24 protein-coding genes are annotated in these 23,216 nt (G+C 67.7%); 18 read left to right on the plus strand and 6 right to left on the minus strand.

Annotated features, from left to right (window positions below):
• Positions 1–3: 3 nt before the first annotated feature.
• Entirely contained in the window at positions 4–282 is a 279-nt protein-coding gene (locus D619_RS0107065) for a YciI family protein (protein WP_017667875.1), read from the minus strand.
• 298 nt (positions 283–580) lie between these two features.
• Here D619_RS0107065 and rpmB point away from each other — a divergent pair, with 298 nt between their 5' ends.
• The 3 genes from rpmB to D619_RS0107080 all read left to right on the plus strand — a co-directional run bounded on the left by rpmB (position 581) and on the right by D619_RS0107080 (position 2,017).
• Complete coding sequence (gene rpmB, locus D619_RS0107070) at positions 581–868, plus strand: 50S ribosomal protein L28 (RefSeq protein WP_017667876.1); 288 nt, start codon at positions 581–583, stop codon at positions 866–868.
• Positions 869–956: 88 nt separating this feature from the next.
• Entirely contained in the window at positions 957–1,565 is a 609-nt protein-coding gene (locus D619_RS15955) for a GNAT family N-acetyltransferase (protein ID WP_193743267.1), read from the plus strand.
• Entirely contained in the window at positions 1,562–2,017 is a 456-nt protein-coding gene (locus D619_RS0107080; RefSeq protein ID WP_017667878.1) for a Rid family hydrolase, read from the plus strand. Before D619_RS15955 ends, D619_RS0107080 begins: the two co-directional genes overlap by 4 nt.
• On the opposite strand, the gene D619_RS0107085 is transcribed toward D619_RS0107080, so the two are convergent.
• Positions 1,986–2,987 (minus strand): esterase-like activity of phytase family protein, encoded by a 1,002-nt coding sequence (locus tag D619_RS0107085; protein ID WP_017667879.1) that lies wholly within the window; start codon positions 2,985–2,987, stop codon positions 1,986–1,988. The genes D619_RS0107080 and D619_RS0107085 overlap by 32 nt on opposite strands.
• 59 nt (positions 2,988–3,046) lie before the next feature.
• On the opposite strand from D619_RS0107085, the gene recQ reads away from it, so the two are divergent.
• Positions 3,047–4,834 (plus strand): DNA helicase RecQ, encoded by a 1,788-nt coding sequence (recQ, locus tag D619_RS0107090; protein ID WP_017667880.1) that lies wholly within the window; start codon positions 3,047–3,049, stop codon positions 4,832–4,834.
• On the opposite strand, the gene D619_RS17215 is transcribed toward recQ, so the two are convergent.
• Positions 4,820–5,587, minus strand: a complete 768-nt coding sequence (locus tag D619_RS17215) for a YMGG-like glycine zipper-containing protein (protein ID WP_152417357.1) — start codon at positions 5,585–5,587, stop codon at positions 4,820–4,822. The two genes, recQ and D619_RS17215, sit on opposite strands and share 15 nt — an antisense overlap.
• A 132-nt stretch (positions 5,588–5,719) precedes the next feature.
• On the opposite strand from D619_RS17215, the gene D619_RS15965 reads away from it, so the two are divergent.
• On the plus strand, positions 5,720–6,019 hold the full coding sequence (locus D619_RS15965; protein WP_017667882.1) for a hypothetical protein: 300 nt from the start codon (positions 5,720–5,722) through the stop codon (positions 6,017–6,019).
• Positions 6,020–6,023: 4 nt separating this feature from the next.
• On the opposite strand, the gene D619_RS0107105 is transcribed toward D619_RS15965, so the two are convergent.
• The 3 genes from D619_RS0107105 to D619_RS0107115 all read right to left on the minus strand — a co-directional run bounded on the left by D619_RS0107105 (position 6,024) and on the right by D619_RS0107115 (position 8,763).
• Positions 6,024–6,695, minus strand: a complete 672-nt coding sequence (locus tag D619_RS0107105; protein WP_017667883.1) for a DUF1109 domain-containing protein — start codon at positions 6,693–6,695, stop codon at positions 6,024–6,026.
• Complete coding sequence (locus D619_RS0107110; protein WP_017667884.1) at positions 6,695–7,222, minus strand: sigma-70 family RNA polymerase sigma factor; 528 nt, start codon at positions 7,220–7,222, stop codon at positions 6,695–6,697. The genes D619_RS0107105 and D619_RS0107110 overlap by 1 nt, the downstream gene beginning before the upstream one ends.
• A gap of 74 nt (positions 7,223–7,296) precedes the next feature.
• Positions 7,297–8,763 (minus strand): ABC transporter substrate-binding protein, encoded by a 1,467-nt coding sequence (locus tag D619_RS0107115; protein WP_017667885.1) that lies wholly within the window; start codon positions 8,761–8,763, stop codon positions 7,297–7,299.
• A gap of 83 nt (positions 8,764–8,846) precedes the next feature.
• Here D619_RS0107115 and D619_RS0107120 point away from each other — a divergent pair, with 83 nt between their 5' ends.
• The 13 genes from D619_RS0107120 to murC all read left to right on the plus strand — a co-directional run bounded on the left by D619_RS0107120 (position 8,847) and on the right by murC (position 23,193).
• A complete protein-coding gene (locus tag D619_RS0107120; RefSeq protein WP_017667886.1) occupies positions 8,847–9,821 on the plus strand; it encodes a cysteine synthase A in 975 nt (324 codons plus the stop codon).
• A 22-nt stretch (positions 9,822–9,843) separates the two neighbouring features.
• Positions 9,844–10,080 carry a hypothetical protein gene (locus D619_RS17220; RefSeq protein ID WP_152417358.1) on the plus strand — a complete coding sequence of 79 codons (237 nt, stop codon included), beginning with the start codon at positions 9,844–9,846 and terminating at the stop codon, positions 10,078–10,080.
• A 359-nt stretch (positions 10,081–10,439) separates the two neighbouring features.
• Entirely contained in the window at positions 10,440–10,931 is a 492-nt protein-coding gene (locus D619_RS0107130; RefSeq protein WP_017667888.1) for a division/cell wall cluster transcriptional repressor MraZ, read from the plus strand.
• Entirely contained in the window at positions 10,928–11,878 is a 951-nt protein-coding gene (rsmH, locus tag D619_RS0107135) for a 16S rRNA (cytosine(1402)-N(4))-methyltransferase RsmH (RefSeq protein WP_017667889.1), read from the plus strand. The genes D619_RS0107130 and rsmH overlap by 4 nt, the downstream gene beginning before the upstream one ends.
• Entirely contained in the window at positions 11,875–12,396 is a 522-nt protein-coding gene (locus D619_RS0107140; RefSeq protein WP_017667890.1) for a hypothetical protein, read from the plus strand. Before rsmH ends, D619_RS0107140 begins: the two co-directional genes overlap by 4 nt.
• Positions 12,396–14,147 (plus strand): penicillin-binding protein 2, encoded by a 1,752-nt coding sequence (locus D619_RS0107145; RefSeq protein ID WP_017667891.1) that lies wholly within the window; start codon positions 12,396–12,398, stop codon positions 14,145–14,147. Before D619_RS0107140 ends, D619_RS0107145 begins: the two co-directional genes overlap by 1 nt.
• A 2-nt stretch (positions 14,148–14,149) precedes the next feature.
• Positions 14,150–15,592 (plus strand): UDP-N-acetylmuramoyl-L-alanyl-D-glutamate--2,6-diaminopimelate ligase, encoded by a 1,443-nt coding sequence (locus D619_RS0107150; protein ID WP_017667892.1) that lies wholly within the window; start codon positions 14,150–14,152, stop codon positions 15,590–15,592.
• Positions 15,589–16,974: a UDP-N-acetylmuramoyl-tripeptide--D-alanyl-D-alanine ligase gene (gene murF, locus D619_RS0107155; protein WP_033373193.1), complete on the plus strand. Its 1,386-nt coding sequence runs from the start codon at positions 15,589–15,591 to the stop codon at positions 16,972–16,974. The genes D619_RS0107150 and murF overlap by 4 nt, the downstream gene beginning before the upstream one ends.
• On the plus strand, positions 16,971–18,044 hold the full coding sequence (mraY, locus tag D619_RS0107160; protein WP_017667894.1) for a phospho-N-acetylmuramoyl-pentapeptide-transferase: 1,074 nt from the start codon (positions 16,971–16,973) through the stop codon (positions 18,042–18,044). The genes murF and mraY overlap by 4 nt, the downstream gene beginning before the upstream one ends.
• Before the next feature lie 103 nt (positions 18,045–18,147).
• The gene (murD, locus tag D619_RS0107165; protein WP_017667895.1) at positions 18,148–19,413 is read left to right on the plus strand and encodes a UDP-N-acetylmuramoyl-L-alanine--D-glutamate ligase; all 1,266 of its coding nucleotides are present in this window, start codon (positions 18,148–18,150) and stop codon (positions 19,411–19,413) included.
• An 11-nt stretch (positions 19,414–19,424) separates the two neighbouring features.
• Entirely contained in the window at positions 19,425–20,624 is a 1,200-nt protein-coding gene (locus tag D619_RS0107170) for a putative peptidoglycan glycosyltransferase FtsW (RefSeq protein WP_017667896.1), read from the plus strand.
• Positions 20,621–21,745, plus strand: a complete 1,125-nt coding sequence (gene murG / locus D619_RS15975; protein ID WP_017667897.1) for an undecaprenyldiphospho-muramoylpentapeptide beta-N-acetylglucosaminyltransferase — start codon at positions 20,621–20,623, stop codon at positions 21,743–21,745. The genes D619_RS0107170 and murG overlap by 4 nt, the downstream gene beginning before the upstream one ends.
• Complete coding sequence (murC, locus tag D619_RS0107180; RefSeq protein WP_017667898.1) at positions 21,742–23,193, plus strand: UDP-N-acetylmuramate--L-alanine ligase; 1,452 nt, start codon at positions 21,742–21,744, stop codon at positions 23,191–23,193. Before murG ends, murC begins: the two co-directional genes overlap by 4 nt.
• Positions 23,194–23,216: the final 23 nt, after the last annotated feature.

Below are 23,216 nucleotides of genomic sequence, written 5' to 3' on the forward strand. Positions count from 1 at the left end.
AGCCTACGGCAGTACTTTATGCCAGTTCGTCACCGACCGGCTCTCGAACAGCCCAGCCAGGTGATAGGGATCGGCATTGGCATAGGCGATGGCCGCATCGCGATCTTCGAATTCCATGATCAGCAAAGATCCCATCGCGCGGCCATCCGGACGCAGCAGCGGCCCGGCGACAAGCACCTGATCCTTGAATTCATTGATATGGGCCAGGTGGGCGGGCCGCGTCTCGGCGCGCAGATCGGCCGAATCCGGCTTGTCGATGCAATGTATGGCAAACCAGGGCATGTATCGAACCTGCCGGTGGCGCTGATTCGTCACCGTTACTTGTGGTCTAGCCCGGCAAAAGCGGGGAGAAAAGGGCCATCTGCCCAATCCCGGGTAGCTTGTAGCGGGCAGCGATTCGCGGCGACCCGGCCCGGCCTGCCCAGCACACGCCCGGCCAAGGCGCTGAAATGGCCGGGCTGCCGAGGGCAAGAGCCGCGCAGCAGTTGACGGCGCAGCGCCCCTCCGCTATGCGCGCCGGTCTGTTGCTGGTCCCAAGCGGGCTGGCATTTGCGAAATTCTTGATGACAGGATTGAGACGATGTCGCGCGTTTGCGAATTGACCGCCAAGGGCCGCCAGGTTGGCCACAACGTGTCCCACGCCAACAACAAGACCAAGCGCACCTTTCTGCCCAACCTGCAGAACGTGACGCTGATCTCTGATGCGCTGGGCAAGGGCGTGCGTCTGCGCGTGTCGATGAACGGCCTGCGTTCGGTCGAACATGTCGGCGGCCTCGACAACTGGCTGCTGAAGACCAACGACGCGCTGCTCTCGGATCGTTGCGTCAAGCTGAAGAAGGAAATCGGCAAGAAGCTCGCCGCCGCCTGAGGCAGCTCTGCTCTTGTGATTCGCCAAGGCGGCCGGGCATCAAGCCCGGCCGCTTTTGTTTGGGCCGGCATCTCTTATGCTGTCGGCCATGCGCCCTACCGCCGCGATTCGCCCCGCCACCCTGGCCGACCGGCCGGCCATCATCGCCGTGCTGGCCGCCGCCTTCATCGATGATCCGGCGCTGGCATGGATCTTTCCCGATGCCGCCCGCCGGCCGGCGCAGCTGACGCGATTCTTTGGACTGATCACCCGGGCCGATGCCCGGTTGCCCTTGGCGCAGGTGGCGCTGGCCGGCGATGGCCGCATCGTCGGGGCCGCGCTGTGGCGACCGCCGGGGGCCTGGGCGCTGCCCACCACCAGCCTGATCGCCAACCTGCCGCGCCTTGCCCTCACCTTCGGTACCGCGCTGCCACGCACGCTGGGGCTGATGGGGGCGATGGATCACCAGCATGATCGCCGTCTGCATTGGTATCTGCAGTTCATCGGCGTCCCGCCTGCCGGGCAAGGCCAGGGCATCGGCGGTGCCCTCCTGCGTGCCGGGCTGGCGCAGGCCGCGGGCCAGCCCTGCTATCTGGAAACCGCCACGCCATCGAACGTCGGCCTCTACCAGGCCAATGGCTTTGCCGTGCGCAATGAATGGCAGCACGGCAGTGCTCCGAATTTCTGGTCAATGTGGCATGAAGGAGAACGCCCGTGAAGAAATTGACCCTGCTGGCCCTGCTCACCGCCGCCCCGGCCGCCGCCCTGCCGGCCGGATCGGTGCTGATGTCGGAAAACCCCTCCGAGCGCGCGTTTCAGGAAAAATATGGTTATGCCGATGCGGTGATCGCCGGCGACACGGTCTATCTGTCGGGCGTGGTGGCCGGCGTTGCGGCGGGGGAGGCCAGCATGGTGCCGGCCTATGAGCGGGCGTTCGCGCGGCTGGAGAAGATCCTGGTCCGCGCTGGCGTGACCTGGGCCGACGTGGTGGAGATCACCAGCTTTCACACCGATGTGAAGACCCAGCTTGATGCGATGGCGACGGTGAAGAACCGCCACATCAAGGCGCCATTCCCGGCGTGGACGGCGATCGGCGTGTCGCGGTTGCTGCCCGATACCGGCATTACCGAGATCAAGCTCATTGCCCGGAAGCCACCAGCGGCGAAATAATCTCCAGCCGCAGCAGGATCGTCGCCTGCGCCGCTGAGAAATTATCGTCTGACACCAGATAGAGCAGCGGCGGCTGGCCGGCCCGGCGGGCAAGCGCGATGCCTTCCATATTGTCGATCGGCCATTTTTCACCCCTGCCCCAGCGCGCCAGCAACCGTGCCGGCGCTGCGCTGCCACCGGCCAGCACCGGGGCGAGATCGACAATGCTGATGGCAGCGGCGGTTTCCGCCCCGGTATAGCGGCGGTGCAGCAGCAGCAGGTGATTGTCATCCCACAGCACCGCATCGGTGGGCCGGAACCCATCGACCGCATCGATCAACAGGCGGCGGGTATGCCCATCAGGCGCCACCAGCAGCGCCGTCAGCGCGCCATCGGCGGTGGGCGCATCTTCAGCGATCCAGATCAGGCTGCCATCGCCCAGCACCGCCAGCGATTCGCCGCCGCCGTTGGGCGGCCAGGCCATTGTATCGGTGCGATATAGTGGATCGCCGGCCGGCGTGAGCGGCGGGCCGTGGCCGGCAAAGCGCAGGACGCGATGCTGTTGTTCAAGGCTCACCAACGTGTGGCCATCAGGGGTGAAGGCAATGGCTTCGGCATCGCGATCAGCTTTTTCGCTGCCCGGCATGACGATGCTGCCCATCTCGCCGGTCTGGCCATCGGCATGCAGCAGCAGCCAGTCGCCGGCATCAGTGACCGCCAGCAGCTGGCCATCAGGCAGCGCAGCAAGGCCCGAAAGGCCGCCAAATGCCTTGTCCGGGCTGCTCAGGGCCACCGCGCTGGTCAATCGGAACGGGCCGATGGTCTGGCCGGTGCCCGGCAGTGCCGTGCGGGTGATGGCGACGCTGTGCCGAGACTGGTTGGCGGCGATGGCGGGCGGGCGCAGTTCCGTCCACAGGATCCAGATCGCTGACAGCACCAGGGCAGCAACGCCAGCATATTGGCTGCACTGGAAAATCCGGGCCCGCGTCATTGTTGTACCATGGCGAAAAACCATAGCAGGCTGTTTGCTGCTTCGCTATCCACGGCGCCATGAACCCCCACGAAATCCTGACCCACGTCTTCGGCCACGCCGATTTTCGCGGGCCGCAGGAACAGATCATCAGCGACGTGATCGCCGGCCGGGATGTGCTGGCGATCATGCCGACCGGGGCCGGCAAATCACTGTGCTATCAGGTGCCGGCATTGGTGCGGCCGGGCACGGCGCTGGTGATCTCGCCGCTGATCGCGCTGATGGAAGACCAGGTGCAGGCGCTGCGCACCCAGGGCGTGCGCGCGGCCACGCTGAACAGCCAATCGGCCGACGGTGGACAGGTGTGGCGCGACTTTGTCGATGGCCAGCTTGATCTCCTCTATGTGTCGCCCGAACGCGCGCTGTCCGACGGCTTTGGCCAGATGGTGCAACGCACCGAAATCGCCCTGATCGCCATCGACGAAGCGCACTGCGTCAGCCAGTGGGGCCATGATTTCCGCCCCGAATATCGCCAGCTCAAACCCTTTTGCGATGCCCTGCCTGGCGTGCCGCGCATCGGCCTGACCGCAACGGCCGACCGCGAAACCCGCGCCGATATCGCCCGCCAGTTGGGTATCGGTGATGACCGCATCACCCTTTCGGGCTTTGACCGGCCCAATATACGGTATGAAGCGGTGGGCCGCGATGATCTGCGCCGGCAGTTGCTGGCCTTTCTGGCCGGGCAGGCCGGCCGCGCCGGCATCATCTATGCCCCCACCCGCGCCGCGACCGAGAAGATCTGCGGCTGGCTGGTGGAGGCTGGCATCCCCGCCCGGCCCTATCATGCCGGCCTCGAAGCCCCCATCCGCAGCCGGCATCAGGCGGATTTCGTGGCTTCGGAAGACATGGTGATGGTCGCCACCATCGCCTTTGGCATGGGCATCAACAAGCCAGATGTGCGTTTCGTGTGCCATGCCGGTCTGCCGAAATCGATCGAATCCTATTACCAGGAAACCGGCCGCGCCGGCCGCGACGGTGATCCGGCGGTGGCGCATCTGATCTGGGGCGGCGAGGATGTCGCCCGGCTGCGCGGTTTCATCGCCGCCGGCGACGGCAGCGAGGCGCACAAGGCCAACGAAACCCGCCGCATGAACGCACTGATCTCGTTCCTCGAAACCCCCGATTGCCGGCGGCAGCTGCTGCTGCGCTATTTCGGCGAGGTCGCCCCCGATCCGTGCGGAAATTGCGACAATTGCCTCAATCCGCCCACGCTGCTGGATGCGACCGAAGCGGCACGCAAGCTGCTTTCGGCCGTCTATCGCACCGGGCAGCGCTTTGGCGCCGGACATCTGATCGAAGTGCTCAGCGGCAGATCATCGGAAAAGGTGCAGAAATTCGGCCACGACCGATCGAGCGTGTTCGGGATCGGCAAGGATTGGCCGGCTGACCAATGGAAGAGCCTGGCCCGTCAGCTGGAAGCCGCCGACGCGCTGGAACGCGATCCGCAGCATGGCGGCCTGGTGCTGGGCCCTGCCGCGCGGCCGATCCTGAAAGGCGAAGTGCCGGTGCGCCTGAAACAGGTGATCCCGCGCAAACCGGCAAAAGCCAGCGCCAGCGCGGCCGCCCAGGAAGTGGCACCGCAGGATCGCGGCCTGTTCGAGGAATTGCGCGCCCTGCGCCGGCAACTGGCCGCCGATGCCGGGGTGCCGCCCTACATCGTGTTTGCCGATGCCACGCTGCGCGCGATGGCGGCCAGCCGCCCGCAATCCATGGCCGACATGGCCCGCATCCCCGGTGTGGGCGCGGTGAAGCTGGAAAGCTGGGGCCCGGCCTTTCTGGCCGCCATCACCGGATCAGCAGCGGCCTGAGCGTTCGATGGCGCTGCCTGCCAGCGCGCCGACAAGGCCGCCGACAATCACGCCGGTCGATCGATCCCAGGGGCGCGACAGGCCATAGCCGATGCTGGCCCCTGCGACCGAGCCAACCAGGGCACCGGCGCCGCTGGACCGGCAGCGCCGGCCGTAATGGCCGCGGTTGAAACCGCCGCCCCAGCCGCCGCCGATCACCACGGCGGGACCCCAGCCGCCATTCCAGCCGCCGCCCCAGCCACCACTGCGCCACCCCCTGTTCCAGCCGCGGTTCCAGCCACGGTTCCAGCCGCCGCCCCAGCCGATCGGAACGGCATAGGCCGGGCCGCCCCAGCCGCCATAAGCAACCGGCACCGGAACCGGCACCATATGGTTCACCTGCACCACCTGCACCGGTGCCGGGCCAGCCTGCGGCCAGCCATTTTGCTGCCCGCCATTCTGCTGCCCACCATTCTGCTGCCACGCCAAGGGCTGGGCGTTGCCCTGCTGCCAGCCGCTCTGCCGTTGCTGCCAGGCCAGCACAGCGGGCGTGGCGGCCGCTGGCGGCGGCGCTTCGCTCCAGCCGGCGGGCAGGCCGGCACCGCGCGCATCGTCAGCCGTCGGGGCCAGGCGCGGGTCCGGCTGGACAGGCGGCAGTGCCGCCGCGGCCACGGCATCGGCCATTTCGGGCACGACGTCGGCCGGTTGCAGGGGCTGGGCGGCGACCGGCGTGATGGCCAGAAGCGCGGCGGGGAGGAAAAAATGCTTCATCATGAATTCACCTTTGCCCTGCCAGCTTGAACATCGGCTGAACTTCAACGCCCGCTTGTCTATGGTGGCAAGCGCGCACATGCTGGGCCATCAGCATGACGCGACGGCCGTCAGCCGGCAAGAGGAGAGACAGACATGCGCACCCCCCTGATCATCGCGGTTTCATTGGGGCTGATGGCGCCGGTGGCCACGCCGGCCTTTGCCCAGCAGGGCCAGCCGACGCTCTATGAGTATGAAGGCAAGCAATACAACAGCCTGGCCCAGTGCCAGCGCGCCAAGAAGCGGGCCAAGGCGCGCGGTGCCGTGGCCGGCGCAGTGATCGCCGGTGCCGGCGCGGCGCTGCTGGGCGGCAATGTCGGCGAGACGGCGCTTGTTGCCGGTGCCGGTGCCCTGGCCGGACGCGAGATCGGCCGCCGCACTGTCAAGCAGTGCTGAGGGCTTACCAGCGGATCAGGCGGGGCACGATCAGGCGCCCCGCCACGGTGGCACCACCCACGGCGACACCATACCACAGCCCGGTATAGACCATCGAGTTGAACGGGCAGTGGAGATTATAGGCCAGCGCGCCCAGGCTGCCCGTGGCCAAACCGACAAGCAGGCCTGCCCGTTCCGGTGCCACGGGTGCGCCCCGGCGCAGATGCCACACCAGCGGCATCGCACACAGGCTGGCGGTGAGCAGGCTCATCCGCAGACATTCCCAGCCGCTGGCAGCGCTGGCCATGGCCATCGCATGATCCGGCTGATCAAATGCCATCACCGCGCCCGACAACGGGAACAGCAGCGCCATGGCCGCCGCCGCTTTCCAGCCCTGACCCCAGCTTTGCCGGTTGCGGCCGACGCCGGGGTGCGCCTGCGACAGCACGGCGGCGGCACTGATGATGCCCAGCAAGGTCAGCGTGCCGCTGCGCAGCAGGAACATCGGGTGCGGCTGCCCGGCCATCAGATCGGCGCGCAGCCCCAGCCACGCCATCATCAGCGTGGCAATCACCAGCAGCACCGTCGCCAGTACCAGCATCGTCGGCCGGTCATCCAGCGGCTGCACCGGCCGCACATTGACCGCAAGCCGGTCCATCAGCGCCTCCAGCTGCGGATTGGGGGTAAATTCCGTCATCACACGTCCTCGTCCACCAGCGCGGCCAGGCGTTTCAGGCCGCGATGCACATTCACTTTCACCATGGATTCCGATTGCCGCAGCTGCCCGGCGGCTTCGATCACGCTCAACCCTTCGATCTTCACCGCGCGAATGGCCGCGGCCTGTGCCGGCGGCAGCAGCGCCAGCAGGCGATCGCAGCCCAGCCGGCCGATCAGCGCAGCCTCTCCCGATTCAACGGCGATATCATCGAACAAGGCATCATGATTGCGCACACTGGCGCGGCGCAAGCGATCGACCCAGCGATAGCGCGCAATCGCCGCCAGCCACGGCAGGAACGGCCGCGACGGATCCCAGCTGGCGCGGCGCTGGTGCACGGCCAGCAGTGTATCCTGCACAAGATCATCCAGATCGGCCGGCGCCACCTTGCGCCGGAACCAGCGCATCAACAGCGGCGCCGCCAGCCCGAGCAGCTGGCGATAGGCCACGGCATCCCCCGCCTGGCTGCTGCGCATCAGCCGAGCCAGCGTGGCCTCATCACTGGTCATGGCGGGGTTCCGGCATGGTCATGCAGGGAATTTCGCAGCGCGGCGGCAAAAGGTTGCAGGGGGTGTTCAGAGCCCTAGCGACTGTCGCGAGAGATGCGGCCCAGCGGGTGCCGGCCCAGCGGGTTGATCTGGAAACCGGCAACATCGCCTGCCACCAGCGCCCAACGCACCGGCCGCAGCAGCGGGATGAAGGCCGGATCGGCCATCAGCGCGGCTTCGGCCGCCGCAGCTGCCGCCTGACGGGCGGTGAGATCATTGCCCGCCGCCGCTGCTTCATCCAGCAGGCGATCGGCCGCCGCAGAGCAGGGGCGGACACGGGCGCAGCGCCATTGGCCCAGATGCGCCACCACATCGGCCACCCGCGCCGTCTGTTCGACCAGCACAAGATCAGTCGCGCCATTGCGGCGTGCTACGGCAAAGCCCCCCGGGCGCGCGCGTTGCACGGCCAGGCTGATGCCCAGCGGCTGCAGATTGGCCGCCAGCGTTTCGGCCAGCGCCCGAAATTCCGGTCCGGCCGGCACCAGCAGCGACAGGCGCAGGGGTTGTTCCGGCCCCACGCCAACCTCGCGCAGCAGCACGGCGGCGCGCGCGCGGCGGTCTTCGATCGAGAGCGCCCGATCATCGGTGGGCGGCGGCAGGCCATCCCACAGCCGGTTCTGCGGCACCAGCAGGGCCAGCGCCAGCCGATTGGCCAGCGGCGCGCCATCGGACGCCAGCAGCAGCGCACGGCGCAGCCGCACATCGGTGAGCAGGCCGCTCCTGGCATTGATGGCAAGGCCGGTCACGCCCGGCACCGTTTCCAACCGCAGCGCCCGGCCCTGCCCGGCTGCCCGCGCGGCGCCCAGGCCGCCGAGGCCTTCCCCCAACACCAGCTGCACCTCACCTTTGGCAAAGGCAGACAGGGCGGCGGCGGATTCGGCCGGCGTGATACGGATGCTGGCGGCACGGGCATCAGGCAGTGGGCGTTCGCTGCGGCGCTGAAGGCGCAGGGTTGTTTTGTCCTTCTCGCCCGGCTTTTCAAGGGTATAGGGGCCGGGAAACAGCCGTCCGCGCCGATCGCGCACGGCCAGCGCCGGTTCGGCCAGCCAGTCGAGCAGCAACGGCGTGGCCGGCCGTGGCGCCAGTTCCACGACCCGGGCAATGGGCGCCCGGGCGGTGCCGCGCCGTGCCAGGCCGGCGGCCGCCAGAGCGGCGCGGCCTTCATCGCCGCTGCGGCGCAGGCCCAGGGCGACGTCCAGCGCCACCAGTTCCCGCCCCGGCCTGTCACCCGCGCCCGGCCAGCGCAGCGGCGCCAGTCGCAGGATCAGATCATCGCCATCATCCAGAAACCGCCAGCTGGTTGCCACGCCGGCCACCACTTCGCCGGCGCTGCCGCGCCGGATCAGCGTGGCGCGGCTGGCTTCCTGCGCCAGTTCTTCGGCCAGCGCGCCTTCGCCGACCACCGCCACATCCAGATCACCACCGGGCCGGCCGCCGGAACAGGCGGCCAACAGCAGGGCAATGGCAGGCACGAGCCGAGCAGGCAGGATCCGGGAGCGCATCTTGGAACTACTCTAGCCGGGCTTTGCCATGGCACAACAGAGCTTCCTTGCGGGGTTGGCCGGCAAGGGCGTAAAAGCGCGCCATGCATATCGCTCCCGACATCATCAGCCTGATCGGCAACACGCCGCTGCTCACCCTGAAAGGCCCTAGCCAGGACACCGGCTGCACCATATTGGGCAAGGCGGAATTCCTCAATCCGGGCGGCAGCGTGAAGGACCGTGCGGCCCTGGGCATCATCGAGGATGCCGAAAAGGCCGGCCTGCTGAAACCGGGCGGCATCATCGTAGAAGGCACGGCGGGCAATACCGGCATCGGCCTTGCCGTGGTGGGCGCCGCGCGCGGCTACAAGACGATCATCGTCATGCCCGAAACCCAGAGCCGCGAGAAGCAGGACACGCTGCGCGCGCTGGGCGCCGAGCTGGTACTGGTGCCGGCTGCGCCCTATGCCAATCCCGGCCACTATGTGCACACCAGCCGCCGCATCGCGGAGGAGACGCCGGGCGCGATCTGGGCCAACCAGTTCGACAATGTTGCCAACCGGCACGCCCATATCCGCACCACGGCACCGGAAATCTGGCAGCAGACGCAAGGCCGCATCGATGGCTTCACCTGCGCGGTGGGCACCGGCGGCACGCTGGCCGGCGTGGCGCTGGGCCTGCGCGCCGAAAAGCCGGATGTCACCATCGCGCTCACCGATCCGGAAGGCGCCGCGCTCTACAACTGGTTTGCCCATGGCGAACTGAAGGCGGAAGGGTCGAGCGTGTCGGAAGGCATTGGCCAGTCGCGCATCACCGGCAATCTGGATGGGCTGCACGTCGATGCCCAGTTCCGTGTGCCCGACAGCGAGGGGCTGCACTGGGTGCGCCGTCTGAACGCTGAAGAAGGCCTGTGCCTGGGCCTGTCCTCCGGCATCAACGTGGCCGGGGCGGTGCGGCTGGCCCACCTCATGGGGCCGGGGCACATCATCGTCACCATCCTGTGCGATAGCGGACTGCGCTATCTCTCGACGATCTACAATCCGGACTGGCTGGCGGCGAAGGGGCTTGCGGTCGCCTGACTCCGGGGGGTAGAATCACCGCTTGATGAACGCGCCCCCCACCTCGCCCGCCAGCGGCCAACGCCCGCGCGCCACAGCCTTTCGCGGTGAGCGGCTGCGCTGGGGCCTGACCGGGCTGGCAGCCGTCTTCCTGATCGTGCTGGCGGCTGCCGCCGGACTGCGACCCGCCGGCCGGGATCACAAGCCCGGCACCGGCGAGCCCTTGGCCGTGCTTGGCGTCGCGCCCGGCCCGGCCACCCGCCCGGCCGAACGCCAGTGAACCGCCTGCAGCCGCCAGGCTGCAGCCCATGCCCGCCCATCGGCGGCGGCGAATCGGTAGGCCTGGTGGGCGAAAATCCCATGCGAATCCCAGCCGCACCGCCCCACAGACTTATCCACAGGCCCGAAATGGCCCCTCACCACCCTGGAACAGGTCAAGAACATCGCCCGTTTCGGGCAAGATTACCCAAGGATATCCCCATTTAAGCGGGCTTCTGCCCATCAGATTCCATTGGCTCCCATCAAATCCCATGATACACCCGTTTTCCACAGCGGGTGTGTCCGCCGTGCCGCCATGCATCGACCCAGCAATCCCCGGGCGAGACTGGCCGCAACGGCGCCCCGCGGCAGGGGTTTGGGGTGTCGGCAGCTTTTTATCTTGGCTATGGGCTGAACGCGGTTGACGCGAAGAACCGGCTGTCTGTGCCGGCGAGCTTCCGCGACGTGCTCACCACCCGTGCGCCCGACCGGCAGGTGATGGTGGCACCGGGCCACGTCGGCCGCCGCTGCCTGATGGCGTTCGACACCCATTATGCCGCCGAGATGCACCGTCGCCATACGGAACGGCACAGCGATACCGGTGTGGCCGCGGCCTATGACGAGCGCGCCTATCTGTTCGGCAGCGCCCAGCCGCACAGCATTGATGATGCCGGCCGCATCGTGCTGTCGCCGGTGCTGCGCCGGGTGAGCGGCATCACCAGCCATGTCTGGTTTGCCGCCGGCTATGACTATTTCGAACTGTGGGATCCCTGGGCATTCAAGGCCCAACCCGGCCTGCCCGAACTGCAGCGCCTGCAGATCGAGATGGAGCTGGAAGCCCGAGGCCTGCCCATCGACAGGCCGGCGGCATGACGGCAGCGCCCCATGTCCCCGTGCTGCTCGATGAAGTGCTGGCCGCGCTCGCGCTGAAGCCGGGCGATCTCTATGTCGATGCGACGCTGGGTGCCGGCGGCTATCTGCGGGTGGCGCGCCAGCAGGGCGTGGCCCATGCCTATGGCTTTGATCGCGACCCTGAGGCCCACGACCTGAATGCCGATATCGCCCGCGCCGATGATGTCACCCTGATCCGCCGGCCGTTTTCGGAAATGGTCGAAGGCCTGGCCGATCATGGCGTCAGCGCCGTTGATGCCATCGCCTTCGATATCGGCGTTTCCTCGATGCAGATCGACACGGCGGAACGCGGCTTCTCCTTCCAGGCCGATGGCCCGCTCGACATGCGGATGAGCCAGGAAGGCATGAGCGCCGCCGATTTCGTCAACACGGCCAGCGAGGAAGAGATTGCCGACGTGCTGTTCCACCTGGGCGACGAGCGCGCCTCGCGCCGGATCGCGCGCGCCATCGTGGCCAATCGGCCCTTTGCCCGCACCGGCGAACTGGCCGGGCTGATCCGCCGCGTGCTCGGCCGGGGTGAACCGGGGAAGGATCCCGCCACCCGCAGTTTCCAGGCGCTGCGCATCCATGTGAACGACGAACTGGGCCAGCTTGATGCCGGCCTGGTCGCCGCCGAACGCCTGCTCCGGCCCGGCGGCCGGCTCGCCGTGGTCTCCTTCCACTCCGCCGAAGACCGGCGGGTGAAGAATTTCCTGCGCGACCGTTCGGGCAGTGCCCCTGCCGCCTCCCGCCACGCGCCGCTGGCCGCCCCCACCCGCGCCGCCAGCTTTGAAAAGCCGGCCAAGGCGGTGCGCCCGTCAGCCGCCGAAATCGCCCGTAACCCGCGTGCCCGCAGCGCCACCTTGCGCAGCGCCGTGCGCACTGCCGCCCCCGCCTGGGGTGCTGCCGCTCAGGGAGATCGCACATGAGGCAATATCTGTCCGCGCTGTTGTGGATTACTGGCACCACCATCGTCGTCGCCGGCGCCCAGGTGATCACCACTCGCGCCGCTGCCGAACGCCGGGCCGTGACCAAGCTGAACATCGAACTCGTTGAAAACACGGTGCGTGTGCGCGAACTGGAAGCCGAGCTGCGCACCCGCGCCGGCCTGCCGGAACTGCAGCGCTGGAACGATGCAGTGTTCCAGCTGGCCGCGCCGCAGGGCGGGCAGATCCTGCGCTCCCCGGTGCAACTGGCCAGCTTTGCCGCGCAGCCCGATGCCGAGCCGAAGGTGCAGTTTGCCGTGGCCGGCGATGTGCCGTCTGCTGGCAATCCGTTGCCGGCCGGGGACAGCCCGGCGCCGGCGGCTGCCGGCACGGCGCGTTTGCTGCGCACCAGCTTTGGTGAAGCGGCGACACCGGCGGCAACCGCTCCGCAGGGCCTGCCCGATGATCTGCTGGCCGATCTGCCGGCCGATCCGGCCGAGCCGCAGGACGGGGAGGCCTGATGGCCAGTATCCCCGGCAATGATCCGCTGATCGGCGCCGCTCCGGCCCCGAATCCGACGCTGGCCGGCGAACGGGTGACGGCCCGCGCCCAGGCCCGGCAGCGGCTGGCCTTCCTGATCATGCTGTTCCCGGTGCTGGCGCTGATCATCCTGGTGCGGCTGGTCGATCTTTCCGTGATCCAGGGCACCCCCGAAAGCGAAACCAAGCTGATCAGCGCCGCCCCGCCGCGCGGTGACATCGTGGATCGCAACGGCGTCGAGCTGGCTCGCACCTTTGAAGCCTATGCCATCACCGTGATCCCGCGCCGGCTCACCTCTGATCCCGACGTGCTGGCCACCAAGCTGGCCGAAATCCTGCCCGAAAGGAGCCGCGAGGATATCCTGGCCGATCTCACCTCGTCCAAGGGCCTGCGTTATCTGGCGCGCCGGGTGCTGCCCGGCCAGGCCCGCCGCATCAACGATCTGGGCGAGCCGGCCATCGAACTGACCCGCGAGGCCGAGCGGCTTTACCCCAATATCAACCTCGCCGCGCAGGCGCTGGGCTATACCGACGACGACGGCCACGGCCTGATCGGTGTCGAGAAGGCCTTTGACCAGCGCCTTGCCGATCCGGTGCAGCGCGCAGCCCCTCTGGCGCTCTCCATCGACGTGCGCGTGCAGCAGGCGATGCAATATGAACTGGCGGCGCTGGTGGCCGATCAGAACGCCAAGGGCGCCGCTGGCGTGGTGATGGATGTGAACACCGGCGAAGTGCTGGCCATGGTGTCGCTGCCGGATTTCAACCCCAATGTGCCCGGCCAGCGCGCCGATGGCACCAAATACACCACGGAAAATGACGACGGCAGCCGCTTCAACCGGGTGACGCTGGGCGGCTATGAGTTGGGCTCCACCTTCAAGGCCTTCACCATCGCCACCGCGCTCGAAACCGGCACGCTCACCAACCTGCAGAAATTATATGACGCGACTGCACCGCTATATGTTGCCGGCTTCCGCATCCGCGACGATCACGCCAAGAACCGCTGGCTCACCGTTCCGGAAATCTTCATCTATTCCAGCAACATCGGTACCGCTCGCATGGCCGTGGAGCTGGGCCGCGAGCGCCAGCGCGAATATCTCGACAAGCTGGGCTTCCTGAAGCCGGTTGAAGTGGAACTGAAGGAAAAGGCCCGCCCGCAATATCCGCCGCTGTCCAACTGGGGCCAGAGCGCCACCATGACGATCAGCTATGGCCACGGCCTCACCGTCTCGCCACTGCACCTGGCCAATGGCTATGCCACGCTGGTCAACGGCGGCATCTACCGCGCCCCCACCCTGCTGAAGCGCGATGCAGCCGCGGTGCCGCCCGGCCGCCGGGTGTTTTCGGAGCGCACCAGCATGGAATTGCGCCGCCTGCTTCGCCTGGTCGTCACCAAGGGCACTGGCCGCAAGGCCGACGTGCCTGGCTACCGCGTCGGCGGCAAGACCGGGACGGCGGAAAAGATCGAGAATGGCCGTTATGTGCGCGGCCAGAATGTGGTGAACTTTGCCGCCGTCTTCCCGGTCGATGCGCCGCGCTATGTCGTGGTCGCCATGATCGACGATCCGCGCGGCAGCAAGGCTACCTATGGCTTCCGCACCGCTGGCATGGTGGTGGCGCCGGCCATCAACAACATCATCCGCCGTATCGCACCGCCGCTGGGCGTGGTGCCCGAACCCAATCGAGATCTTGATCTGACCGGCCTGCTGCCTGCCGCCGTCGAGGCCAAGGAATAGCGATGCGGCTCGGCGCGCTCCTCTCCAACGCAGGCAAGGCCGGTGATGAAATCGTCACCGGCTTTGCGCTTGATCACCGCAAGGTCGCGCCCGGCACCATCTTTGGCGCGTTCCAGGGCGCGCGGGTGAACGGCGAGGATTATATCGAGGCCGCCATTGCCGCCGGCGCCATCGCCATCGTCGCCCGCCCCGAAGCCCGGGTGGACGGTGCGGTGCATGTTGCCGACGCCAATCCGCGCCGGGCCTTTGCCGCGCTGGCTGCCCGTTATTTCGCGCCCTTCCCGGCCACCACCGTCGCCATCACCGGCACCAATGGCAAGACCAGCACCGCCGAACTGACCCGGCAACTGTGGCAGGCCGCCGGGCACCGCTCTGCCAGCATCGGCACGCTGGGCGTGACGACCGGATATGACCGCGTTTCCCCGCGCGATGGCACCGGCGGGCTGACGACGCCGGATGTGGTGACTTTCCTTGCCACCATGGCCGGCCTCGCGCGCGAAGGCATCAGCCACGCCGCGTTCGAAGCCTCCAGCCACGGGCTCGACCAGTATCGCACCGAGGGCCTGCCGGTCACGGCCGCCGCCTTCACCAACCTGAGCCGCGACCATCTTGATTATCACGGCAGCATGGACGCCTATTTCGCCGCCAAGACGCGCCTGCTGTCGGAAGTGGTCGACGCTGGCGGCCATGCGGTGATCTGGGCCGACGATGGTGAATGGTCGGCCCGCATGATCGACGTGGCGCGCCAGCGCGGCCTGACGCTGCACACCGTGGGCGAAGCCGGCGAGGCGCTGAAACTGGTCAAGCGCACGCCCACGGCGCTGGGCCAGGATCTGGTGGTCGAAGCCGGCGGCCAGACCCACCGGATCGCGCTGCCGCTGATCGGCGCCTATCAGGCCGCCAATGCGCTGGTTTCGGCTGGGCTGGTGATCGCCACTGGCGGCGACGTGAAACAGACGCTTGCCAATCTCGCCCGGGTGTCGGGCGTGCGCGGCCGGCTGGAGCGCGCGGTGATCACCCGCACCGGCGCTGCCGTTTATGTGGATTATGCCCACACGCCCGATGCCATCATCGCGGCCTGTGCAGCCTTGCGCCCGCATGTGACGGGCCGGCTGATCATCGTCTTTGGGGCCGGCGGCGACCGTGACGCCGGCAAGCGTCCCCTGATGGGGGAGGCTGCGGCCGCCCATGCCGATGTCGTCGTAGTAACCGACGACAATCCCCGTAGTGAAACCCCGGCGGCCATCCGCGCCTCCATCCTCTCTGCCACGCCCGGCGGACAGGAAATTGCGGATCGCCGCCGGGCCATCGCTGCGGCCATTACCATGGCCCTTGCCGGCGACATCGTGCTGATCGCCGGCAAGGGCCATGAGCAAGGCCAGATTGTCGGGGATCGGGTGTTGCCGTTCGACGATGTGACCGTGGCGCGGGAGTGCGCGGCATGAGCCTGTGGTCCAGCGCCGCCATTGCCGCTGCGTGCGGCGGCACCGCCCATGGCGATTTCGTGGCCGATGGCGTCACCTTCGACAGCCGCGAAGTGGCGGCCGGCGATCTGTTCATCGCGCTGAAGGGCGAAGCCACGGACGGACACCGCTTCGTCGGCAAGGCCGTGGAGCGCGGCGCGGCCGGCCTGCTGGTGAGCGAGGCCGCCCAGGCACCGCATGTGCGCGTGGCCGACACGACGGCCGCGCTGAACGCGCTGGGCGCGGCAGCGCGGGACCGCAGCAGCGCCACCCGCATCGGCGTCACCGGCAGTGTGGGCAAGACCGGCGTGAAGGAAGCGCTGAAAGCCGCGCTCACCCGTTTCGCGCCCGATGCCGTGCATGCCAGCGTGAAGAGCTACAACAACCACACCGGCGTACCGCTGTCACTGGCGCGCATGCCGGCAGCGTCACGCTTCGGCGTGTTCGAAATGGGCATGAACCACAGCGGCGAACTGGCCGCGCTGACGCAGCTGGTGCGCCCGCACATCGCCATCGTCACCTGGGTGGCGTCGGCCCACCGCGCATTCTTCGCCACCGAAACCGATATCGCCCTGGCCAAGGCCGAGATTTTCGGCGGGCTTCCAGCGGGCGGCACGGCCATCATTCCGCACGACAATCCGCACGCCGAGCTGCTCGCCCGCGCCGCCGCCGATGCCGGCGCCAGGGTGGTGCGCTTCGGCATTGGCGAGGGCGCCGATGTGCGCGCCGAAAAAATGGTGCTGCACCCTGATTGCAGCTGCGTCACCGCCCGCGTCGGCAAGGAAACGCTCACGTTCAAGATCGGCATGGCCGGGCAGCATTGGGTCAACAATGCGCTGGCCGTGTTGGCCGGTGTGCAGGCCGCTGGCGGTGATCTGGCGCTGGCCGGGCTGGCGCTGGCCGAACTCAATGATCTGCCTGGCAGAGGCCGCCGCCTGCGGGTGGCCGCCGGCGCTGGCCAGGCGATCGTCATCGACGAAGCCTATAATGCCAATCCGGCCAGCATGGCCGCCAGCCTGACCGTGCTGAAGGCGGTAGCGCCCGCGCGCCACGGCCGTCGCCTCGCCCTGCTGGGCAGCATGAAGGAACTGGGCGCGCTGTCGGATGAATTCCATGCCGGGCTGGCGCCGCACATCCGCGATGCCGGTGTGGCCGCCGCGGTACTGGTGGGTGCTGAAATGAAGCCGCTGGCCGCCGCGCTGGGCCGCAGCATCGATGTGCGCCATGTCGCCGATGCCGATGCTGCACGCGCCGAGATTTCCCGTCTGATCGCCGCCGATGATGTGCTGCTGGTCAAGGGATCCAATTCGATCGGGCTGGCCCGCGTCATCGAGGCGCTCGCCAGCGGAGACATGGTGCCATGATCAAGTTGCTTGCCGATCTTGCCGGCTATGAAGGCCTGTTCAACATCTTCCGCTACATCACCTTCCGGGCGATTGCAGCGCTGATGACCAGCCTGGCCATCGCGCTGGTGCTGGGCCCGCGCTTCATCGACATGCTGCGCGCCAAGCAGGGCAAGGGCCAGCCGATCCGCGAGGATGGCCCGGAATGGCATCTGCTCACCAAGCGCGGCACGCCGACCATGGGCGGCCTGCTCATTCTTATCGGCATGGCGATTTCCACCCTGATGTGGATGGATTTCGGCAATGGCTTCGTCTGGTCGGCGCTGCTGGTGACGCTGGGTTTCGGCGCCATCGGCTTCATGGACGATTATGACAAGGTGACGAAGCAGAGCCACAAGGGCGTGTCAGGCAAGGTGCGCCTCGGCATGGAGTTCCTGATTGCTGGTCTTGCCTGTTCGTGGATCGCCAGCCGCACCGGTTTCACCCTCTACCTGCCGTTCCTGAAGGATGCCGGCCTCTATCTCGGCCTGTTCTACATCGTCTTTGCCGCCTTCATCGTGACCGGCTTTGGCAATGCCGTGAACCTCACCGACGGGCTTGATGGCCTCGCCACCATGCCGGTGATCATCGCGGCGGCGGCCTTTGCGGTGATCGCCTATCTGGTCGGCAATATCCGTTTTTCCGATTATCTCGGCATTCATCACGTGCCGGGATCGGGCGAGCTGGCGGTGTTCTGTGCGGCGTTGATCGGGGCGTGTCTGGGCTTCCTGTGGTTCAACGCGCCGCCGGCGATGGTGTTCATGGGCGACACCGGCAGCCTGGCGCTGGGCGGCGCGCTCGGCACCATCGCGGTGATCACCAATCACGAACTGGTGCTGCTGGTGATTGGCGGGCTGTTCGTGCTCGAGACGCTTTCAGTGATCATTCAGGTCGTCAGCTTCAAGACGACCGGCAAGCGCGTGTTCCGCATGGCGCCACTGCACCATCATTACGAAAAGAAAGGCTGGAAAGAATCGACCGTGGTGATCCGCTTCTGGATCATCGCCATCCTGCTCGCCTTGGCGGGCCTGGCGACACTGAAACTTCGGTGATGGCCATGTCCGTCAGCAGCGTCCTCCTCCTTGAACCTGCATACCCCGCACTGCGTGTGCTGCTGCGTAACCGTGGCGCACGGGGGGGGAGGACGCTGCACCCGTGATCACGTCGCCCGCCTTTGCGCAGCAATGCTGGGGCGTGCTGGGCCTTGCCCGCACCGGACGTGCGGTTGCAGCTGCGCTGGCCGCATCCGGCGGCGAGGTGTGGGCGTGGGATGATGGCGAGGCGGCGCGCGCAGCGTTTGACGGCACGCTGGTCGATCTGAACACGGCGGACCTGACCGGGTTGGCCGGCATCGTGGTCTCGCCCGGTGTGCCGCATTCGGCGCCGATCTTTGCGGCCGCCGCGCGTTACGGCGTGCCGGTGATTGGCGATACCGAACTGTTTGCGCTCAGCCGGCCAGCCGCGCGCATCGTTGGCATCACCGGCACCAACGGCAAGTCCACCACCACCGCGCTGCTGCATCATCTGTGCGTGACGGCAGGCATCCCGTCGGCGATGGGCGGCAACATCGGCCTGCCGATCATGGCCCAGGATGCTCTGCCCGCGGGCGGCGTGTGGGTGCTGGAACTGTCGAGCTATCAGCTGGAAATCACCCACAGCCTCGCCTGCGATGTCGCCATCCTGACCAACATCACGCCCGACCATCTGGAACGCCACGGCAGCATGGCTGGTTATGCCGGAGCCAAGGCGCGGCTGTTTGCCATGCAGAAGCCCGGCAGCACCGCCATTGTGGGCCGCGCCGCCCAGGCCGCGTGGGCGCTGGCTTCAGGCCCGGTGCAGTTCATCGAGGATGTGGCGCTGCCGTCGCCGCAAAGCGACTGGCCGGCGCTGAAGGGCCCGCACAATCTGGAAAATGCCCGCGCCGCCATTGCCGCGGCCCGCGCACTGGGCATCGCCGACGATATGATCGCGCGCGGCCTCGCCACCTATCAGGCGCTCGCCCACCGCATGGAGCCGGTGGGCGAAAAGCGCAGCCTGCTATGGGTGAACGACAGCAAGGCCACCAACGCCGACAGCACCGCCCCGGCGCTGACCGCCTATCCGCGCATCCACTGGATTGCCGGTGGCCGGCCCAAGCTGGATAGCGCCGGCAAGGCCGATCTTTCGGCGATCCTGCCGCATCTGGGCCAGGTTGCCGGCGCCTATCTGATCGGCGAAGCCGCGCCGATGTTTGCCGAGCAGTTGCAGGGCCATGTGCCGGTCACCCAGTCGGGCACGCTGGCGCAGGCCATCGCCGATGTGCTGGCGGCAGCGAAACCGGGCGAGGTCGTGCTGTTCAGCCCGGCCGCCGCCAGTTTCGATCAATATCGCGATTTCGAGGATCGCGGCGCTGCCTTCCGGGCAGCGGTCGCGGCACTTTGAGGGGGAAACACGTGGCCAGCCGCAGCACCAACCGCACCCTCGCCGCCGCGCTCACCCGCGGCGACCGTTCCACCATCGGCCGCTGGTTCTGGACGATCGACAAGACGCTGCTGATCATCATCTTCGCGCTGGTCGCCGCCGGCATCGTCGCCGTGGCCGCCGCTTCGCCCGCCGCCGCGCGCCGCCTGTCGGGCACCAATCTGCGGCTGGATGATCTCTATTTCCTCTATCGCCAATTGGGCTGGGTGGCGCTGGGCCTGCCGCTGATGCTGGCGACCTCGATGCTCGACATGCGGATGCTGAAGCGGCTGGCCGTGCTCGGCACGCTGGGCTGCCTGGTCGCCCTGCTGCTGGTGCCGTTCATCGGCGGCGGCGCCAACGGCGCGGCGCGCTGGATTCAGCTGCCGGGCTTCCAGTTCCAGCCGTCGGAATTCTTCAAACCCTGCTTCATCGTCACCACCGCCTGGCTCTTGAGCCTGAAGGTGGAAGACCGCAGCCTGCCAACCATGCAGATCAGCCTCGGCATCCTCGGCATGGCGGTCATCTGCCTGATCGCCCAGCCAGACGTTGGCCAATCGGCGCTGATTTCGGCGGTATGGTTGACGCAAGCGATGCTGGCCGGCCTGTCGCTCACCATCGTGGCCGCGCTGGCCGGCGTGGGCCTGGTCGGGCTGGTCGCGGCCTATTTCACCCTCGATCACTTCGCCGCCCGCATCGACAAGTGGATATTGGGCACCGGCGACACCTTCCAGATCGACAAGGCGCTGGATTGTTTCCGCGCCGGCGGCTGGCTCGGCACCGGGCCGGGCGAAGGCCGCATGAAGTTCCGCCTGCCCGAAGCCCAGACCGACTATATCTTCTCCGTCATCGGCGAGGAATTCGGCCTGATCGCCTGCTTCATGCTGGCCGGCCTGTTCATGGGACTCGTCGTGCGCGCGCTGCTGGTGGCGATGGACGAGGAAGACCCGTTCGTGTTCCTCGCCACGGCGGGCCTTGCCGCCCAGTTCGGATTCCAGGCGGCGATCAACATGATGGTCAATCTGGCGCTGCTGCCATCCAAGGGCATGACCCTGCCCTTCATCAGCCACGGCGGCTCCTCCTATCTCGCCATCTGCGTTGGTGCCGGGCTGCTGCTCGCGCTCACCCGCTGCAATCCCTTCCTGAAGGGCCAGCCCTGGGCGCGGCCGCCCGGCAGCCTGCGCCCGGCATGACGGACAATCCCCGCCCCACCACACCAGGCCCCGGCGGCACCTATGTGCTGTGCGCCGGTGGCACCGGCGGCCACATGGTGCCGGCGCATTGCCTGGCGCTGGAATTGATGGCGCGCGGCCACAAGGTGCACCTGGTGACGGACGAGCGCGGCCTGCGTTTCCCCGGCCTGTTCCCCGGCGTGCCCGTGACGAAAGTGGAGGCGGCCTCCACCGGCCGCAGCGGCTGGCGGTCGCTGCCGCAAGTGGCGCTCAGCATCTGGAAGGGCCGCAGCGCCGCGCGGCAGCTGTTCAAGGACATGCGCCCGCGCGCCGTCATCGGCTTTGGCGGCTATCCCGCCCTGCCGGGCCTGCTGGCCGGCCTGTCGCTCTATCTGCCCTGCCTGATCCACGAACAGAACGCCGTATTGGGGCGCACCAACCGCTATCTGGCCCCGCGCGTGCGCGCCATTGCCACCAGCTTCCCCCGCGTCCGCCGCATGGAGGGCAGCTGGCAGCGCCGCGCGCATTTCGTTGGCAACCCGGTGCGGCCCGAAGTGCTGGCCGCGCGCGACGTGAAGTTCGACGAATACGCCGCCCGCCTGAAGTTGCTGGTCACCGGCGGCAGCCAGGGCGCTGCCATCCTCAACAAGGTGGTGCCCGCCGCCATCGCGCTGCTGCCCGCCCATGTGCGCGCTATTCTGGATGTCACCCACCAGGGCCGCGACGAGGACCGCGAAGCGATGCTCACCGCCTATCGCGCCGCCGGCATTGAACCGACGATCGCCGCCTATTTCCCCGATCTCCCCGCCGAAATGGCCTCCAGCCATATCGTCATCGCCCGGTCGGGCGCGTCGACGGTGGCGGAGCTGGCGGTGATGGGCCGGCCGTCCATATTGGTGCCGCTGCCGATCGCGACGGATGATCATCAGGCCGACAATGCTGCCGCCCTGGTGGCCGCCGGCGGCGCGCAGATGATCCGTCAACAGGATTTTACGCCGGAGCGGCTGGCCGAGGCCTTGACGCAATGGTTAACAGACCGGCAGGGGTTGGCCGAGGCCGCCGCAGCGGCGCGCGCCGCCGGTCATCCGGAGGCGGCGACACGCTTGGCCAATCTTGTCATTGCCACTGGATTGATCGCATGAACTCCGCTCCCGCAACCATTCGTCTTCGCCCCGGTTTCCGCACCGATATCGGCGTCATCCATTTCGTCGGCATCGGCGGCATCGGCATGTCCGGCATTGCCGAGGTGATGGCCAATCTGGGCTTTGACGTGCAGGGCAGCGATTCTGCCGAAGGTTATGTGGTCGAAGGCCTGCGCAAGAAGGGCATCAAGGTCTTCATCGGCCAGAAGGCGGACAATGTCGCCAATGCCGCCGTTCTGGTCACCTCCACCGCCATCAAGGCCGACAATCCCGAAGTCGTCGCCGCCCGCGCCAAGCGCATCCCGGTGGTGCGCCGCGCCGAGATGCTGGCCGAACTGATGCGGCTGAAAAGCTGCGTGGCGGTGGCCGGCACCCACGGCAAGACCACCACCACCTCGATGGTCGCCACGCTGCTCGATGCCGGCGGGCTTGATCCCACGGTGATCAACGGCGGCATCATCAATTCGATCGGCTCCAACGCCCGGCTTGGCGCGTCGGACTGGATGGTGGTGGAAGCCGATGAAAGCGACGGCAGCTTCCTGCGGCTGACCGGCACCTTCGGCATCGTCACCAACATCGATCCCGAACATCTCGATCACTGGGGCGATTTCGAAAAGGTGCGCGAAGGCTTCCGCAGCTTTGTCCATGCCGTGCCCTTCTATGGCGCCGCGATCCTGTGCATCGATCACCCGGAAGTGCAGGCGCTGATCCCGCGCGTGTCCGATCGGCGCATCATCACCTATGGCTTTGCCGCCACCGCCGATGTGCGCGGCGCCGACGTGACGCCGGTGCCGGGCGGCAACCGCTTCTCCGTGCTCGTCCGCACCCGTGATGGCCAGCGCCGCATCGATGATCTGGTGCTGCCGATGCCCGGCCGCCACAATGTGCAGAATTCCCTCGCCGCCATTGCCGTCGCGCTGGAACTGGGCGTGGATGATGATGGCCTGCGCGCCGGCCTGGCCCGCTTTGGCGGGGTCAAGCGCCGCTTCACCAAGGTGGGCGAAGTGGCCGGCACCACCATCATCGATGATTATGGCCACCACCCGGTGGAAATCCGCGCCGTGCTCGCCGCCGCCCGCGAAGGCGCGTCGAATGTAGAGGGGGGCGGCCGCGTGATCGCCGTGGTGCAACCCCACCGCTACACCCGCCTGCGCGACCTGATGGCGGACTTCTGCGCGGCGTTCAACGATGCCGACATGGTCTATGTCGCCCCGGTCTATGCCGCCGGCGAAGCGCCGATTGCCGGCGTCGATGCAGCAGCGCTCGCCGCCGGGCTGGTTGCGGCCGGGCACCCGAGCGCCGACACGGTGACGGGTGCGGACAATCTGGCGGTGAAACTGGCTGGCGTCGTGCAGCCGGGTGACCAGGTGATCTGCCTGGGCGCGGGCGACATCACCAAGTGGGCCGCGGGCCTGGCTGATGCGATTGCGCGGGTGAAGGCGGGGTGATGGGCTTGCCGCCCCTCTCCCGC

Origin of the sequence: Sandarakinorhabdus sp. AAP62 (assembly GCF_000331225.1) — a bacterium.
Lineage (GTDB): Bacteria > Pseudomonadota > Alphaproteobacteria > Sphingomonadales > Sphingomonadaceae > Sandarakinorhabdus.

What these genes read in the sequence shown, in the direction of transcription:
- D619_RS0107065 (WP_017667875.1), bottom strand. Translation starts at nt 282, where the DNA reads ATGCCCTGGTTTGCCATACATTGCATCGACAAGCCGGATTCGGCCGAT.
- rpmB (WP_017667876.1), top strand. Translation starts at nt 581, where the DNA reads ATGTCGCGCGTTTGCGAATTGACCGCCAAGGGCCGCCAGGTTGGCCAC.
- D619_RS15955 (WP_193743267.1), top strand. Translation starts at nt 957, where the DNA reads ATGCGCCCTACCGCCGCGATTCGCCCCGCCACCCTGGCCGACCGGCCG.
- D619_RS0107085 (WP_017667879.1), bottom strand. Translation starts at nt 2,987, where the DNA reads ATGACGCGGGCCCGGATTTTCCAGTGCAGCCAATATGCTGGCGTTGCT.
- recQ (WP_017667880.1), top strand. Translation starts at nt 3,047, where the DNA reads ATGAACCCCCACGAAATCCTGACCCACGTCTTCGGCCACGCCGATTTT.
- D619_RS17215 (WP_152417357.1), bottom strand. Translation starts at nt 5,587, where the DNA reads ATGATGAAGCATTTTTTCCTCCCCGCCGCGCTTCTGGCCATCACGCCG.
- D619_RS15965 (WP_017667882.1), top strand. Translation starts at nt 5,720, where the DNA reads ATGCGCACCCCCCTGATCATCGCGGTTTCATTGGGGCTGATGGCGCCG.
- D619_RS0107105 (WP_017667883.1), bottom strand. Translation starts at nt 6,695, where the DNA reads ATGACGGAATTTACCCCCAATCCGCAGCTGGAGGCGCTGATGGACCGG.
- D619_RS0107110 (WP_017667884.1), bottom strand. Translation starts at nt 7,222, where the DNA reads ATGACCAGTGATGAGGCCACGCTGGCTCGGCTGATGCGCAGCAGCCAG.
- D619_RS0107115 (WP_017667885.1), bottom strand. Translation starts at nt 8,763, where the DNA reads ATGCGCTCCCGGATCCTGCCTGCTCGGCTCGTGCCTGCCATTGCCCTG.
- D619_RS0107120 (WP_017667886.1), top strand. Translation starts at nt 8,847, where the DNA reads ATGCATATCGCTCCCGACATCATCAGCCTGATCGGCAACACGCCGCTG.
- rsmH (WP_017667889.1), top strand. Translation starts at nt 10,928, where the DNA reads ATGACGGCAGCGCCCCATGTCCCCGTGCTGCTCGATGAAGTGCTGGCC.
- D619_RS0107140 (WP_017667890.1), top strand. Translation starts at nt 11,875, where the DNA reads ATGAGGCAATATCTGTCCGCGCTGTTGTGGATTACTGGCACCACCATC.
- D619_RS0107145 (WP_017667891.1), top strand. Translation starts at nt 12,396, where the DNA reads ATGGCCAGTATCCCCGGCAATGATCCGCTGATCGGCGCCGCTCCGGCC.
- D619_RS0107150 (WP_017667892.1), top strand. Translation starts at nt 14,150, where the DNA reads ATGCGGCTCGGCGCGCTCCTCTCCAACGCAGGCAAGGCCGGTGATGAA.
- murF (WP_033373193.1), top strand. Translation starts at nt 15,589, where the DNA reads ATGAGCCTGTGGTCCAGCGCCGCCATTGCCGCTGCGTGCGGCGGCACC.
- mraY (WP_017667894.1), top strand. Translation starts at nt 16,971, where the DNA reads ATGATCAAGTTGCTTGCCGATCTTGCCGGCTATGAAGGCCTGTTCAAC.
- murG (WP_017667897.1), top strand. Translation starts at nt 20,621, where the DNA reads ATGACGGACAATCCCCGCCCCACCACACCAGGCCCCGGCGGCACCTAT.
- murC (WP_017667898.1), top strand. Translation starts at nt 21,742, where the DNA reads ATGAACTCCGCTCCCGCAACCATTCGTCTTCGCCCCGGTTTCCGCACC.